The following is a 15,724-nucleotide window of genomic DNA, read 5'->3' on the forward strand; positions in this document are numbered from 1 at the left end:
ATGTGTGTCTATGTAGTGATGAATGTTCTGTTTATCTGCCGGCGCCTGTTGACCTTCGGCAGATCAGTTGTAACTGAGCGGACGCCCAGTGTTACCGGGTGTACACCAATGCCTGACCGCATGCCTGATTTAACGCGTTGACTGTCCGGAAAGCGGAAAGTCTAGTGACATGAGATGACTGTTATGAGATCGATGCACAAATCGCGCCCACGTTAATTGACATCAGTTAGCCGCTACTCCGTTTACCGTTGGTCGACTTGTAACGATTTTTTATCAACACGCCATTTGCCCGAACGGTCCTTTGCATGACCGGCTGCCGAACTAACGCGACCGGTAGGGCCACTTACAGAGGACTTCATGAATCGAACCGTCAATGCTGCAGAGTTGCATATCGATTTTGCCAAGGACCCGGAAAAGGCCTTGTTCAAGTGGCTCATTGCAAGTTTTCTGATGGGCAAGCGAATTCAGTCGGCCATCGCCTGTGAGGCGTACCGGGTGATCATCGAAAAGCATGACCGCGACACGCCACGCAAACTGGGCCAATGCACCCATCGCGAGTTGGTCAGCATGCTCGGCGAAGCGCATTACGTGCGCTATGACGAGTCCACGGCCGATAGACTGCTGGCGCTGTGTGCCAGGCTCAACGCCGACTATGCGGGCACGATCGGCAATCTCCACGAGGCGAGCGAGGACCGCGCAGACTTCGAGAAACATCTGGCAGCCTTCGACGGCATCGGCCCCAAGACTGTGGAAATATTCATGCGTGAAGCCGGCAAGGTGCTGTATTGAACACCCCGTTGTCATTGCGCACAGGCTGCGCGGGCTGGAGTCTGGGGCGCGAGCACTGTGCTGCATTTCCCGCTGCCGGAACGCATCTGCAACGTTATTCGTCACGCTTCAACACCGTTGAAATCAATAGTTCGTTCTACAGGCCACACCGTCCGCAGACTTACAGGCGCTGGGCACAGTCGGTGCCTGACGATTTTCGCTTTTCGGTAAAGCTCCCCAAACTGATTACTCATGATCAACGGTTGCAGGATGCTGAAGTGTTACTGGATGTGTTTCTTTCCCAGTGCAGTGAGCTGGGTGAAAAACTGGGTTGCCTGCTTATTCAACTACCGCCTTCTCTTGACTATATTCCGGATGTCGCAGAACGCTTTTTTAAAGCGCTGCGCAGTCGTTACAGCGGCACACTTGTTCTTGAGCCGCGTCATGAGTCCTGGTGCCGGGCCGAGGCACTTCTGGTCGATCAGCGTATTGCACGAGTCGCGGCCGATCCTTCGCCGATCAGCACGGGCCATGTTCCTGGCGGATGGCCAGGCGCCCGCTACTGGCGGCTGCACGGCTCACCGAAGATTTACCACAGTGCCTACGGCCCTCAACGGCTGGAGTTTCTGGGCCGGCAGGTGCTGGCGTCGGTGGAAGAGGGCGTCGAAACATGGTGCATATTCGATAACACGGCCAGCGGTGCGGCAATCGAAGATGCCCTGTTACTTCAGACGCTGAGCCACGCACGATAAGTTCGCCTCTTTCCTGCGCCGTATCCGGTCGTCTGGTGTACGGCAAGTTGCGCGGTGATGTCATCCCTTCTTAATGCAAAGTCTTTCTAATCGTAATTGATAGCGGACGCCTGACAGTTATCCAGGCTCCGTGCCTCTGCCTGCAAAGGCCCGTCTCGCACCAGGCCAATCCGTAGCGGCGCGCGCTGCCTGCACGAGCGGCGTTGTAACGCCATGGAACGTCTGGTGGCCAATGGAAGGAAATAACAATGACGACTGTTAGCAAGATCAGCACTGAAAAACCCACCGATCCTACCGATGCCAAAGCCTGGGAACAGGCGGTACAGCAATCACGTGAGGTCGGTATCGAGTGGCAACTGCCTGCCGATGACAAACGCTCCGCTCAGCAGATCATCGACGATAGCCCGCTGCTGAAAAACCTCGGCGGGCGAGGTGACCGAGGGGAAGCCAGGGAAAACCTGATTGCTCAGGTCGGTGACTACACCAAGGACTCAAGTGCCGCGTTTCGAGCCGTGCAACTGCTCGAACACATTGAAACCTTCGACGCCAACGGTGACCGTCTGGCCGGCAAGGACATCGGTAACAATCGTATCGATGGCTACACCAGCAGCAGCGATGCCCGGCACGGCACGGAGGCCGGTCGTCTGAAGGATTTCGGCAAGGACGGTTTCTCGAGCCTCAAGGGCAAACTGCACGAAATCAGATCGCCAGCCGATGACCCTGCGGTTCGCGATCAGGCCGAGCAGCTCGGGATCCAGTGGGAGCGGCCGAAGGGCGATGAAAGGGACGCCAGGAGTATCGTCGACGGTGACCCTTTGCTCAAAAACCTGGGCAATCAGAGTGACGTCAGGGACATGCTCAAAGAGCAGGTCGGCGACTTCGATACCGACGCAGATGCAGCCTATCGAGCCACTCAGGTGCTGGCCCATATCGAACAGTTCGACAGCAGTGGTGGACGAATTGTCGGCAGTGACGTGGCCAACGGCAGGATCAATGGTTTCACCAAAAGCGGCGAAGCCCGTAACGGAACCGAAGCCGGTCGTCTGCAGGATTTTGGCAAGCACGGTTTCTCCAGCCTCTCGGGTCAATCGAGCAATGTGTCGGCGGCTGGCGACAACACCCAGGCTCGCGAACAAGCCGAAAAGCTGGGCTTTTTGTGGGAGCTGCCCAAGGACGACACGCGCTCGGCACAAGAGATCATCGACGCCAATCCGTTGCTCAGGGATCTCGGCAATCAGAGCGGTGTCAAGGACATGCTCAAGGAGCGCGTCGGAGATTTCGAAAAGGACGCCAACGCAGCCTTTCGCGCGGTTCAGGTGCTCGACCGGGTGACGATGTACAACGAGAAGGGTGAGATTCAGTCTGGGGGCGATGTGTTCAACAGTCGAGTCGATGGCTTCACCAAAGGTGCCGAAGCGAAGCATGGCACCGAGGCTGGACGCTTGCAGGACTTCGGCAAACTGGGCTTCGATGCGCTGCCGGCGCTGAAAAAGACCGAAGACATCAGCAGTTACAAGGACTTTCTGAAAGCCAGTCCCGATGCTGATGATGCCTCGAAGCAAATCGCCCGCTACGCAGCAATCCTCGACGAGAACCATGACGCGATCAAGGGCAAGAGCGGTTCTGCGGACCTGACCGCCGAGGCGCTGGCGACCTACCGGGACACGCATCCGCAGCTCGGCAAGGAAGTCAGGGAAGCGCTGGATTTCTGGTCGCAACCCGGCGCCTTTGCGCTGCTCGATAATGCCAAAAGCCCGCTCGAGCAAGGCACCGATGGCAAGGCCAGCCGTGGTGACATTCAGGCTTTCCTCAAGAATGACGCGCCGAAAGACGTCGGTGCCGTGGGCACGCTGCTGGAAGCCGTTGCAGAGGGCAATCTGCTCAACAAGGTCAGCACCGACGCGCTCGACAAGGATGTGTTCGAGCATCCGCAGAACTACACCGCAGAACAGAAGGCCGCAGTCCTGCAGGAACTCAAGGCTGCCCAGAGCCTGATTGTCGAGGGCAGCGGTGCGGGCATGTGGAAGGACGACAAGTCTCAGGTGCAGATTGCCAATAATGTACGCAGTCATCCCGACCCGCAAAAGCTGCTCGATGACGTCAACGAGCATATCTCGTTGCTCGAAAAGGACCCCGAGGTGGTCACGTTTTACAACGAGAACGCGACCAGCGAATTGAGCAAGGTGCTGGAGGGCAGCGACGGGCTCAAAAGCGCCTTGCAAAGCACTTACGACAATGACATCAAGACCGGCAAGGCCCTCGACAAGCTGTGGGACGCCAACACTAAGGACGGCAAGACCGATCAGCAGACGGCTCTGGCCCGGTTCTACAGCTCGGCTCAAAGCGTTCAGGAATCGCTGGGCGTGAGTGATCCGGGTGAAATTCAAAAGGCCGTGCAAAAGTCTGCGCACAATAAGGATTTCGAATCGTTCTACGAAAAAACGCTGGTCTCGGGTGAGCGACTCAACGAGTTGTTGAAGACTGAAAGCTTCGAAGTGGCAACCAGCCAGTTCAGCATGGAAGTGGCGATGTATAACGCTGCGCTGAACCCCGAGTTCACAGGAAAGTACGACGACAAGCTGACTGAAAACTACACCGCCATTGCCCAGAACAACGTCTTCAAGGACGCCAGTTTCGAGGATCTGAAGAAGGCTTTTGGCAAGGATGGCGGCGATACGCTGGACGAAGCAAAAGTCAGGTCGCTGATCGACCAGATCGGTGAAAGCAACCCCGAGTTGCTGACCAATGCCGACGGCAAGCCGGCTACGTCCGACCAGATTCTGGGCGTGTTTCGAGGGAATTGGGATCTGTTGCGTCAGGGCACCAAGTCCATTTCCGAACTGGGCCTGTTCAGCGATAACTCTTCGATCAAGGCGGCTTCCGGTGCCGGAGTCCTGCATGGTGTCAGCGGCCTGTTCATGGCCGGTATCACTATCGCCAAGGGGGCAAATGGCGCGGGGGCGCTGACTGATCGGCAGATCGTCGACATCACCACAGGTTCGGTGCAAAGCGCTACCTTGCTGACCGAGGGCGGCGTCAAGAATGTCACCACGATGTTCAAGGACATCAAGGATATGCTCGAGCCGGACATCTACAAGGAGATAACCACCAACCTGTCGAAACTGGAAAACGCTGCCAAGGGGCTGGGCGGACTGGCCGGAGTGGCTGCAGGGGCCTATGGCATCTTTGACGGTGTGAAATCGATCAGGAGAGGCGAGCTGGTCGCCGGCGGCATGAGTATCACTGCCGGGTCGCTGGGCGCAATGGCCGGTCTGGCATCAGCGGCGGAGGGCGCGGCAGGCGTCCTGCAATTGACGGGCAGCGTGGTGCGCGCCTTGCCGCTGCTGGCCGGCACCCTGGGACTGGCCGCCGCCGGGGTGGGCGCTGTGGCGCTGCTGATTCCCGGCATGATCGAGGAGGGCAAGCAGGAGACCCGCGTCGACCGGTTTTCCGATCACCTCAGGGACTACCTGACCCAGTACGAGATCGATGGGGTCAAGGACGGCACCCTCATGGACGTGCCGGACAGCGAGTGGCCGGGGCCGGAAGAAACCACCATCGCTTCATAATCGGAGTGGCCAGGCCGGAGCGCCCCGGCCTGCTCTCTGACGCCGATCGAAGTAGCGAATCAGGTCTCAAGCAGCTCACTCAACGCTTCGCTCAGTTGCTCGGCACTGAACGGCTTGGCGACGCAGCGCCGGTTGAGCCACGCGTCGGGGATCCCCGGTCGCCCGTACCCCGAGCAAAACATGAAGGGTATGCCGCGATCGGCAATGGCAGCGGCTATCGGGAACGAGTCTCCGCCAATAATGTTGATATCCAGGATGGCCAGGTCGTACTCGCCGTTACGCGCATATTCAATGCCTTCGTTCAGCGTGCTGGCGTGGTAAGCGGTCGCGAAACCCAGGTCCTCGAGCATCATCTCCATCAACATGGCCAGCATGGTCTCGTCTTCCACCAACAGCACTTTGGGGAGCGAGGTCTGGTCGTCCGATTCTGAACTCATAAGTGGCTTTCCGGTTTGTCTGGCCAGGGAATCAGCATTGTCCAGACGATCCCTGTATGGGCAAACTGAATGTCGGCCTGGCCTTTGAGTTCTCGCTCGATGCTGCGGTGTATCAAGCGCAGGCCAAAGCCTTTCACAGTGGTTGCGACGACCGGCGGGCCGCCTGTTTCCTTCCATTCGATCTTCAGCGTGGGCGCAGAGGGGGTGGCAGTCAGCGTAGAGATCACTGTCACCTGACCTGCCGCTGATGAAAGCGAACCGTGTTGCACTGCATTGGCCATCAGTTCATGGAGCACCATGGAAAGCGTCAGTGAAAAGCGCGGTTCCAGGGTCACCGGGTCGCCTTCGAAGCTGATCCTGTGTGCCCCCGAGTCCACCTCCTGCAGTTGCTCTATCAGGTCGACCAGTTCGGTGGAAATCCATTCTGCACGCGCCAGTGCATCGTGCGCCTGGCTCAGGGCGAACAGGCGCGCACCGAAGCTCTTGTGAAAGGATTCCAGTGACGCAGAGCTGTTGACAGTAAGAGAGGCGATGGCCTGGACGGTTGCCAGGGTGTTTTTTACCCGATGGTTCAGTTCGTTCAGCAACCCGGCGCGGGTCAGACGATCCTCCAGTTGCTGGCGCTCCAGTTTGCTGGAAATGGACTGCGCCAGTCGGTGAGTCGTACCGTTCTGCTTTAAAAATGTCGTTTCGCCAACGGTATCCAGCCCCTGATGCACCGGCAGGGTGAAGGAAAAGACGCTCCCCGAATCCAGTGAGCTGTCAGCCCACAGACGCCCGCCGTGGGCCGTGACAATGCCCTGGCATATATACAGTCCCAGGCCGTTACCGCGCGGATTGCCTTCCTTGACGGACCAATAGCGCTGGAAAATGAAAGGCAGGTGTTCGACCGGGATACCGATCCCGTCATCACTCACCCTGAACAGCACTTCGTGTTGATCGGCGACTGCATCGATGTTGATTCGGCCACCTTTGGGGGTGAACTTGATGGCGTTACCAACCAGGTTGGAAAGTACCTGAAAGATTCGTTCCGGGTCCGCATCGACCACCAGGCCTTGCGCGGCGGTGCAGTTGAGCTCGATGTTCTTTTCGGTGGTCAGCATCACCAGCAGGCTGCAGGCTTCTTCCAGCAGGCTGGCAACACTCAGCGGCAGGCGCGACAGCTGATAACGGCCGGCTTCGATCTGCGCGGTATCGAGCAGGTCTTCCAGCAGGCTGTTCATGCGCGTCGTGGCTTTCTCGATGGTGCCCAGCGCACGGCGGATATTGCGGTTTTCAAAGTGTGTGTCGCCCACCGCCCAGCGTTGCATCATGCCGCACTGCATGATGATGATCGACATCGGGTTGCGCAGGTCATGGGAGACCACGGCGACCAGCTCATCACGCAAACGGACCGCTTCCTGTTCACGCTGCACCTGACGCTCCAGGTCGCTCTCCAGAGCAGAACGACGAATGTCTTCAGCGCCATAGAGATCTGCGCGCGACCAGGGTTTGGCAATGCCGTCAACCTCTTGCTCCCAGACATCGAAAGACTGCCTTGGATGCAGACGATGACTCGCGGAACTCTCCGGACGGGTGCTGACGTGATGGGTCGGGTCGCCGCTCCAGTTCATTGTGGAGGTGAGTTGGGCACGAAACCACATCACTGCGTTATCAATCGGCTTGGGCAGCGTGAACGCAATGACGCCGCTGGCGACGTCTTTGTAAACGGCGCTGGCGGCCAGCTCCCTCTGCATGGAGTTGGTGTGGAAAACTCCCAGACCCTGCAAGCCCGTCGCCCGCTGTCTGGTGCGTTGATGCGCCAGGCCGGTGTCGCGTATCCAGGTGTACAGCTCACGCACTTGTTCGATTGCAGGGCAGGTGCCGAACAGATGAACCTGATCGTCAATCAGCACAGCCGCACCGTCTGCCAGGGTCAGCGACATGAGAAGCTCGGGCCGGCTCACCAGCCCGTCGAGCACTTCATGATTGGCGCGACTCATGGCGTCTGCCAGTTGTCCGAGCAGGGCAACTTTCGCTTCCCGCTCGCGCTGCACATCGGTCGCGACAATGGCGGAAATTTTCACCGACAGTAACTGACCGATCATCGCGCAGGCATCGCGCAGCTCTCTGGACACCCGCAACGGCTCGGGATGACCGCAGGCAACCAGGCCCCAGAGCTCGCCGCCATCGAGCAACGAGATACTCATCGACGAGCGCACGCCCATGTTCTTCAGGTACTCGCAATGCACTGGCGACACGCTGCGCAGCGTCGAGAAGCCCAGGTCGAGCGGTTGCCCTGTCGCCGGGCGCAGGGTCGGTATCAGGGGCACGGGAACGTAGGTGGCGTCCGGAATCACACGAATCCAGTTCAGCCGATACAGCTCTCGCGCCTGGGCGGGAATGTCCGAGCCAGGGAAGTTCAGGCCGCTGTAGCTGGGCAATGGCCCGGTCAGCGCCTGGGCGACGACTTTGCCATGGCCCTCGGGCTCGAACCGGTAAATCATGACCCGGTCGTAGCCGGTAAGCGCCTGAATCTCGTGCACACTGATATCGAACAGCGTTTCCAGGGTGGTGGCGGCCTGCAGGTTGCGTAACACCCGTGCAAGGATTCTGGATTGTCCGTGACCGGTCTCTACGAAGTCCTCCAGCTCGATAATCAGCACATCGTCGATACGCTGCAGCGAGGCGCTGTAGTGGGCGGTTCCGAGCGTCAGTTTTATCGGGTCCAGGTTCGGGGCAGCGGGGTGGCCGTACGCATGGTCGATGAGGGCCGAATGTTCGGGCGACAGTAGCCATGACAGAGGCTTGCCCAGCAACTCCTCAGCGGTCATCCCGAGTGCTGTTGCGCAGTTGGCGCTGACCTGTTCAATGCAAAGGGGAGCGCCTGCAACGCTGAGCAAGACGCCGTGCGGCTGAATCGCGCCAGGAACACGAATCGGCTCTCGGGCACATTCGGCAAGCGCAGCCTCAAGCGCTGCGTCAGGCTTTGCATCCAGCATGTCCTTGATCAATTGCGTGAACTCCACAGGGTGTTTCAGCCGGGAACAGCCAGCCACTGCTTGGTACGACGTGCAGTCGTTCGACGCTAAACGCGATTCAGATGGCTTTTTGTTGGCCGCAGCGGCAATTTGGGCGGCCAGCGGCCCGGATGGACAGCGCAAGAAAATGCGAGGTTGCCGCGAAAGTGCGGCGTGGAGACCTGGATGACGCGCTCTGCTGATACAAGCCAGAGATGGAGGGAAGTGGGTCACCATAACAGTTGCCCGTTGGACGCGTAGCTTTAACTGACTCTGTCGGGGAATGCCTGCAAGCTGGCAGGTGTGGGCCTTTGAGGCCCTGCCTGCCGTTTTTAGCGAATTATCGGCAAGTGCTGGGTTGCTACAGGCCCGCTTGGGCAATCAGCCCTGGCCATTCAGCTTGCGCTCGAGCTCACGGTTTTTAGCACGAAGCGTTTCGGCATCCTGCTCTTTTTCCTTGATGGACGTCGGGGTGATGACCTTGTCCACGCCTTCGGTTTCGGGATTTTCCTGCGCAATGTCCTTGTGCACCACATCGACCGGCTTGCCGGACTGGTCTGTCGTTGGCGCGGACTGTTCAGGCGTGTGACTGGAAGGCTTGTCAGTATGCTTGCTCATTGCAGTTCCTCTCTGTGTGTCGTCCTGGTTGGAGGAACGAACGACGCGAAGAGTTCGACGTGTTTTCGTGTGGGCAGGGATTGCCCGCGCAACGGCGTGCAAAAAAAAGCCCCGCCAGACAAGGTCTGGCGGGGCTTTGCTCAAGCTGTGAAAGCCTTAGAGCGCCATGTCACTGGCTGGATTGCTTTTCGCTGGCTGGGCAGCAGGTGCAGGTGTTGGAGCATTACCTGTCTTGTTCACCGGTGGTGGCGGGGTCAGCTGCAGAACTTCGGATGTGTAAGCCCATTCCTCGGCAACACGGTCCGGATTGTTGTTCAGCTTGGTGCCATAGCTAGGCACGATCTGGTGCAGTTTTGCCTGCCATTCCGGAGTCGCTACCTTGTCCTTGAAGACTTTTTCAAGCACGCCCAGCATGATCGGCGCTGCAGTCGAGGCACCTGGCGAAGCACCCAGCAGGCCGGCAATGCTGCCGTCCTTGGAAGCGACGATTTCGGTACCCAGCTTCAGAACGCCGCCTTTCTCTTCGTCACGCTTGATGATCTGTACGCGCTGACCGGCTTGCATCAGGCGCCAGTCTTCTTTCTTGGCGTTCGGGAAGTACTGCTGCAGAGCAGCGAAGCGATCGTCGTCAGACATCATCACCTGACCGGCGAGGTATTCGATCAGCGGGTACTGTTCGATACCGACGCGAGTCATCGGCCACACGTTGTGCGTGGTGGTGCTGGTCAGCAGGTCGAAGTAGGAACCGTTTTTCAGGAACTTGGTCGAGAAGGTCGCGAATGGGCCAAACAGGATCACGCGCTTGCCGTCCAGAACACGGGTGTCCAGGTGCGGAACCGACATGGGTGGCGCGCCAGTCGACGCGATACCGTAGGCCTTGCCCATGTGCTGCATGGCCAGGGTCTGGTTGTCAGTGACAAGCCACGAACCGCCGACCGGGAAGCCGCCGTATTCCTTGGCTTCAGGAATACCTGATTCCTGCAGCAGATGCAGCGCTGCACCGCCGGCACCGATGAACAGGAACTTGGTGTCGGTCTCGGTGACAGTACCGTCTTTCAGGTTCTTGTACTTGACGCGCCAGGTGCCATCGTCGTTGTGATTGATGTCTTCGACTTCGCTCGACAACTGCAGATTGAAATTCTGCTTGGCTTTCAGGTTGGCGACGAACTGACGAGTGATCTCGCCGAAGTTGACGTCGGTGCCGATCGGGCTCCAGGTCACGGCCAGCTTCTGCGCCGGGTCACGACCTTCCATCATCAACGGGACCCACTTCTTGATCTGCTCGTGGTCTTCGGAGTACTGCATGCCGCTGAACAGCGGGCTGGCTTGCAATGCTGCGTAACGCTTGCGCAGGAACTGGATGTTGTTGTCGCCCCACACAAAGCTCATGTGCGGTGTGGAGTTGATGAACGAACGCGGGTCCTTCAGAACGCCGGTCTTGACCTGCCAGGACCAGAACTGACGGGAGATCTGGAACGCTTCGTTGATCTCGATGGCCTTGGAGATGTCGACGTTGCCGTTCTTGTCTTCAGGGGTGTAGTTCAGTTCGGCGAGCGCCGAGTGACCGGTACCGGCGTTGTTCCAGCCGTTGGAGCTTTCTTCGGCGACGCCGTCGAGACGCTCGACCATTTCCATCGACCAGCTCGGCTCCAGCTCGTTGAGCCAGACGGCGAGGGTTGCACTCATGATGCCGCCGCCGACGAGCAGTACGTCGACTTTCTTGGTTTCAGCCGCCTGCACGGGCATCAGGCCCATGGAAATGGCCAGACCCAGGAGGGCCGTGTTCACTTTCTTAAACATTCTGTCATCCATCTGATAAACGCCATCCGCCGACTACTCCTGGGGAAACGGCCTGTCACATGCAGCGAAGCCTGCGACAAACACTCGCACCCACGGGGACTAGAGGTGGACATACAAGGCCAATATAATACCGCTCGAGACCTCAATTTATGTCCTGCTGCGCTGACTTCTTATCATCATTGGATTCAGCGTCATGAGTGACATTTGCTCTGTTGGTGTGCTGCGATGCCCGAGAGTCTTCCCCTCTGAGCCACTTGCGAAGACACACCTGGTCAGCCTGTTCACGGAGTCTGAGACGCCGCATCGGAGCATGGAGGCACGCTCGACGCGCAATTTTATCCACGCGTACTGCGACACACCCTCGGTGGCATACCGGCAAAGACGCGGTATTTTCGCATAATGTGCACCCCCGTTGCGAGGTGCCATCATCAAATTGGCCATGAATGCGTTGATTTAGACACTTCACGGCCTTCCACTGCCTATCTGTATCGGCATTTTTGTCCGGGCCTTTAGCCCTCACACGGATATGGCCCTCACTCGGTCTGAAACTCTCCCCGAACAGCGCGTTTGTCCGGCTCTCGTGCATTGATGAGCCACGCTCATAACGGCGTGTGGCTTTGCCTGGCTAATCAGCGCGCCGACCTCCTGTTAGGGTCCGTATACGGCCGCCACGCCTGTAGTCGCAATGTTCGGATACAGACGTCCGTCAAACAGTTGGAACTTTAGAAGCGCAGACCAGTTAAACACTTGTAACGGGTGATAGCGTTTTGGCTTTGATTACCCCCTGAAAATAAAGGCAGCACGTCAGTGAGCAGGCGTAAGCCCGGGCCGCTGACCACACCATAACGCCCGTCGCTTTACAGCAGCGACGGCTATTACCGAGTGATCCTGATGACCGAACCCAAGAAGCACAAGGAAACTGCTGTCGACAGCAGCGCCGTGCAGCCCTCACGCCGAAACTTTCTGAAGTTCGGTGCCTCAGGCATTGCTGCGGCCACGCTGTCTACCTGGATCCCTTCCGACGGCCTGCTGCAGGCGGCGCCTTTGGCACCTGCGGCCCCCGTGGTCGAAGACAGTGACGCACCCGCAGCGGGTGAGCAGCGCATCCAGTTGAAGGTCAATGGCCAGGTTCATACCCTGAACGTGCCGGCCAATGCCGTTCTGCTCGATGTGCTGCGTGACCGCCTGCAACTGACGGGCACCAAGAAGGGCTGTGACCACGGCCAGTGCGGCGCCTGCACGCTGCTGGTCAACGGCCTGGCGATCAACTCCTGTCTGTCGATCGCCGTTCAGCATCAGGGCGACAGCATTACTACCATCGAAGGGCTGGCCGAGAACGGCAAGTTGCACCCGGTACAGGAAGCGTTCTGGGAACACGACGCCTACCAATGCGGTTACTGCACCTCCGGACAGATCATGAGCGCGGTCGCGATTCTCAAGGACCCGAACATTGCGTCCGACGACGCCAGCGTCAGAGAGGCCATGAGCGGCAATATCTGCCGTTGCGGTGCCTACAAGAACATTCTGTCTGCCGTGCAATCTGCGCGCTCGAAAATGGGAGGTGCTGCCTGATGCGAACTTTCGACTACGCTCGCGCCGCTTCGCCCGCGCAGGCTTTCAGCACAGCGTCCGGTGAAGGGCAACGCTTCTATCTGGCCGGTGGCACAACGCTGCTGGATCTGGTCAAGCTCGACGTGATGCAACCGCAGCAACTGGTGGACATCAACCATCTGGCGTTGAAGCAGGTCGAGTCGCTGCCGGATGGCCGCCTGCGCATCGGCGCGCTGGTCAGCAACACCGACCTGGCCAGCCACCCGCTGGTGCAGGAGCGCTATCCGGTTCTGTCCGAAGCGATTCTTGCCGGTGCTTCGACCCAATTGCGCAACAAGGCGACCACCGCCGGCAATCTCATGCAACGTGTGCGCTGCCCGTATTTTCGCGATGGTATTTCAGCCTGTAACAAGCGCCAGCCGGGCTCCGGTTGTGCAGCCATTGGCGGGATGAACCGTAGTGTGCACGCAGTGCTGGGCACCAGCGATCATTGTATTGCCACGCATCCGTCGGACATGTGTGTCGGCATGGCGGCCATCGGCGGGCAGGTTACCGTTCAGGGCGCCAATGGCTCGCGGGATATCCCGTTCGCTGATTTTCATTTGCTGCCTGGTGATACGCCAGAGCGCGAACATGCGCTGGCGCCACACGAACTCATCACCCATGTGACCCTCGACGCGCCGCTGTCCGGCAGCCGCTCTTCTTACCTGAAGCTGCGCGACCGTACTTCTTACCAGTTCGCCCTGGCGTCCAGCGCGGTGATTCTGGTGACGGACGGCAAACGCATTACCAATGCGCGGATTGCGCTGGGTGGCGTGGGCACCAAGCCGTGGCGTGCCCTGGACGCCGAGCAAGCGCTGATCGGTCAGCCTGCCGACCTGGACACCTTTACGAAGGTTGCAGCGCTGGCGATGAAGGGCTCGCGGGCCTATGAACACAACGCCTTCAAGATCCCGCTGGGTCAGCAGGTCATCGTCCGCAACCTTCGTGACCTCACGGCCTAGGAATTTCTCATGAGCGAAAACATCATTGGTGTGCCGCAGCGTCGTATCGACGGCGGCAAGAAAGTCAGTGGTCAGGCGCGCTACGCCGCGGACCATCCGATGGGCAAGATGCTTTACGCCTATGGCGTCTACAGCACCATCGCCAACGGGCGCGTGGTGGCCATAAAGGATCAGCAGGCCAAGGCGATGCCTGGCGTGGTCGATATCTTTCACCACGACAACTTCCCCACGCTGCACCGTACTCCGAACACCAAGCTGAGCTTTGCCAAGATGCTCTCGGCCAGCAAGGCGGACGAGCATCGCCTGCCGTTCGAGGACGATCGCGTCTACTATCCTGGCCAGTTTGTGGCCTTGGTGGTGGCCGAGAGCTTCGAGCAGGCGAGGGCGGCGGCCTATCGCGTGACGGTTGATTACGACGAGCGTCCGGCGGTCAAGGACCTTGCAGAAGGCATGCGCGTCAATGGCGCTCGCGATGGCGGTGCGGGGCACAATAGGGGTAACCCGGACAGCGCATTCGACGGCGCAAAAGTGAAAGTCGATCAGACTTACACCACGCCGGTTGAAGTGCATAACCCGATGGAAATGCACGCCAGCACCGCCTGGTGGCAGGACGGCAAGCTGTTTGTCTATGAAAGCACTCAGGGCGTGGTCAACCACCGCAACCTGCTGGCCAACGTCTTTGACCTTTCCCCCGACCGGGTGGAAGTGCGCGCGCCCTTCATCGGCTCGGGCTTTGGCGGCAAGCTGTGGCCGTGGCCGCATTCGGTCGCCGCGTGCGCGGCAGCCAAAGTTACCGGGCGACCGGTGCAACTGGTGTTGCCGCGTGCGCAGATGTTCACCACCGTGGGCCACCGCCCGGAAACTCGCCAGCGCCTGCGTCTGGCCACCGATGCGAGCGGCAAGCTGGTGTCGATTCGTCACGAGTCGTTCAACAACACCTCAATGCTCGATGACTACACCGAAAACTGCGGTGGCGTGACCAAAAGCCTGTATGCCTGCGATAACGTGCTGGTCAGCCACAAGATCAGCCCCATCAATCGCGGTACGCCGACCTCCATGCGCGCGCCGGGCGCGGCCCCGGGCCTGTTTGCACTGGAGTCCGCCATTGATGAAATGGCCCTGGCCAGTGGCATGGACCCTCTGGCATTCCGCAAGCTGAACCTCTCTGACAAGGATCAGAGCGCAGGCCTGCCGTGGTCCAGTAACCACCTGCCTGAGGCCATAGACAAAGCCGCCGAACGGTTTGGCTGGCACGCGCGCAAGGCCGAAGTCGGTTCGATGCGCGAAGGCGATGAAATTATTGGTTACGGCATGGGTGCCTGCAATTGGGAAGCCTATCAAGTGCCTACCGATGCGCGGGTCATTCTGCGTTCCGACGGCACGGCGCTGGCTCAGTGCGGCTTGCAGGACATCGGCACCGGCACGTACACCATCGTCGCGCAGACTGTCAGTCAGTTGACCGGCATTCCCATGGAACGCGTCGAAGTGGAACTGGGCAGCTCGTCGTTCCCGGCAGGCCCGGTGTCCGGCGGCTCATGGGTCACCGCCAGCGTAATGCCGGCGATTGCCGGCGCCACCCGCGAAGCGTTGCAGAAGCTGCGCCAGTACGCCGTCAGCAAGGATGCCGTGTTCGCCGGACAGGACGCCGAAGCGATCAAGGTCGAGAACGGCCAACTGGTCATGGGTGAACGGCGTGCAAGCTTCGTCGATGTGCTGAACGGCCAGCGCCTGTCGCGTGCAGAGGGCACTTTTCAGAGCGGCATGCCTGAGGCGGGCAAGTACTCATTCCGCTCGTTCGGTGTGCATTTTGTCGAGGTGCGCTGGGACCCGGGCATATCCAGCCTACGCGTCTCGCGGGTGGTCAGCGCCATTGACGTGGGCAAAGTGGTCAACCCGCTGGCGGCACGCAATCAGGTGGAAGGCGCGATTGTGATGGGCATCGGCATGGCCTTGTTCGAGGCCGGTGAATACGATCCGCGCAGCGGCATGCCGGTCAATAACAACTACGCCGAGTACGTGGTGCCGGTGCATGCGGATCAACCGGACATCGACGTCTTGCTGCTGGATTATCCGGATTACAACCTGGGTGAATTCGGCGCACGAGGCATCGGCGAGATCGGTGTGACCGGGCTGGCCGCAGCAGTGGCCAATGCGGTGTATCACGCGACGGGTAAACGGGTGCGCAGCCTGCCGATCAGCAAGGAAAAACTGATGGCAGGGTTGTAA

Annotated in this window: 10 protein-coding genes; 6 read left to right on the plus strand and 4 right to left on the minus strand. The window is 59.3% G+C overall.

The window, feature by feature from the left end:
• The first annotated feature begins 357 nt into the window (after nt 1-357).
• From GE543_RS16565 to GE543_RS16575, 3 genes are all read left to right on the plus strand, one after another.
• A complete protein-coding gene (locus GE543_RS16565) occupies nt 358-789 on the plus strand; it encodes a hypothetical protein (protein WP_003410106.1) in 432 nt (143 codons plus the stop codon).
• Nucleotides 786-1,520 carry a DUF72 domain-containing protein gene (locus GE543_RS16570; protein WP_153221899.1) on the plus strand — a complete coding sequence of 245 codons (735 nt, stop codon included), beginning with the start codon at nt 786-788 and terminating at the stop codon, nt 1,518-1,520. Before GE543_RS16565 ends, GE543_RS16570 begins: the two co-directional genes overlap by 4 nt.
• A gap of 248 nt (nt 1,521-1,768) precedes the next feature.
• A complete protein-coding gene (locus GE543_RS16575; protein ID WP_153221900.1) occupies nt 1,769-5,089 on the plus strand; it encodes a type III effector HrpK domain-containing protein in 3,321 nt (1,106 codons plus the stop codon).
• Between the two features lie 59 nt (nt 5,090-5,148).
• Here GE543_RS16575 and GE543_RS16580 read toward each other — a convergent pair whose 3' ends face one another.
• From GE543_RS16580 to mqo, 4 genes are all read right to left on the minus strand, one after another.
• Nucleotides 5,149-5,526, minus strand: coding sequence for a response regulator (locus GE543_RS16580; protein WP_153221901.1), 378 nt, complete (start codon nt 5,524-5,526; stop codon nt 5,149-5,151).
• A complete protein-coding gene (locus GE543_RS16585) occupies nt 5,523-8,507 on the minus strand; it encodes an ATP-binding protein (protein ID WP_153221940.1) in 2,985 nt (994 codons plus the stop codon). Before GE543_RS16585 ends, GE543_RS16580 begins: the two co-directional genes overlap by 4 nt.
• Before the next feature lie 399 nt (nt 8,508-8,906).
• Nucleotides 8,907-9,143, minus strand: a complete 237-nt coding sequence (locus tag GE543_RS16590) for a hypothetical protein (RefSeq protein WP_010411190.1) — start codon at nt 9,141-9,143, stop codon at nt 8,907-8,909.
• Nucleotides 9,144-9,299: 156 nt separating this feature from the next.
• Nucleotides 9,300-10,943 carry a malate dehydrogenase (quinone) gene (gene mqo, locus GE543_RS16595; RefSeq protein WP_044309634.1) on the minus strand — a complete coding sequence of 548 codons (1,644 nt, stop codon included), beginning with the start codon at nt 10,941-10,943 and terminating at the stop codon, nt 9,300-9,302.
• A gap of 891 nt (nt 10,944-11,834) precedes the next feature.
• Here mqo and GE543_RS16600 point away from each other — a divergent pair.
• Genes GE543_RS16600 through GE543_RS16610 form a run of 3 tightly spaced genes read left to right on the plus strand, consistent with a single transcriptional unit; the run spans nt 11,835 to nt 15,724 of the window.
• Entirely contained in the window at nt 11,835-12,515 is a 681-nt protein-coding gene (locus tag GE543_RS16600; RefSeq protein WP_003420887.1) for a (2Fe-2S)-binding protein, read from the plus strand.
• Nucleotides 12,515-13,498: a xanthine dehydrogenase family protein subunit M gene (locus GE543_RS16605; RefSeq protein ID WP_153221902.1), complete on the plus strand. Its 984-nt coding sequence runs from the start codon at nt 12,515-12,517 to the stop codon at nt 13,496-13,498. The genes GE543_RS16600 and GE543_RS16605 overlap by 1 nt, the downstream gene beginning before the upstream one ends.
• A gap of 9 nt (nt 13,499-13,507) precedes the next feature.
• Entirely contained in the window at nt 13,508-15,724 is a 2,217-nt protein-coding gene (locus GE543_RS16610; protein WP_153221903.1) for a xanthine dehydrogenase family protein molybdopterin-binding subunit, read from the plus strand.

The organism is Pseudomonas sp. SZ57 (genome assembly GCF_009495975.1).
Taxonomy (GTDB): domain Bacteria; phylum Pseudomonadota; class Gammaproteobacteria; order Pseudomonadales; family Pseudomonadaceae; genus Aquipseudomonas; species Aquipseudomonas syringae.

What these genes read in the sequence shown, in the direction of transcription:
- GE543_RS16565 (WP_003410106.1), top strand. Translation starts at nt 358, where the DNA reads ATGAATCGAACCGTCAATGCTGCAGAGTTGCATATCGATTTTGCCAAG.
- GE543_RS16575 (WP_153221900.1), top strand. Translation starts at nt 1,769, where the DNA reads ATGACGACTGTTAGCAAGATCAGCACTGAAAAACCCACCGATCCTACC.
- GE543_RS16580 (WP_153221901.1), bottom strand. Translation starts at nt 5,526, where the DNA reads ATGAGTTCAGAATCGGACGACCAGACCTCGCTCCCCAAAGTGCTGTTG.
- GE543_RS16585 (WP_153221940.1), bottom strand. Translation starts at nt 8,507, where the DNA reads ATGCTGGATGCAAAGCCTGACGCAGCGCTTGAGGCTGCGCTTGCCGAA.
- GE543_RS16590 (WP_010411190.1), bottom strand. Translation starts at nt 9,143, where the DNA reads ATGAGCAAGCATACTGACAAGCCTTCCAGTCACACGCCTGAACAGTCC.
- mqo (WP_044309634.1), bottom strand. Translation starts at nt 10,943, where the DNA reads ATGTTTAAGAAAGTGAACACGGCCCTCCTGGGTCTGGCCATTTCCATG.
- GE543_RS16600 (WP_003420887.1), top strand. Translation starts at nt 11,835, where the DNA reads ATGACCGAACCCAAGAAGCACAAGGAAACTGCTGTCGACAGCAGCGCC.
- GE543_RS16605 (WP_153221902.1), top strand. Translation starts at nt 12,515, where the DNA reads ATGCGAACTTTCGACTACGCTCGCGCCGCTTCGCCCGCGCAGGCTTTC.
- GE543_RS16610 (WP_153221903.1), top strand. Translation starts at nt 13,508, where the DNA reads ATGAGCGAAAACATCATTGGTGTGCCGCAGCGTCGTATCGACGGCGGC.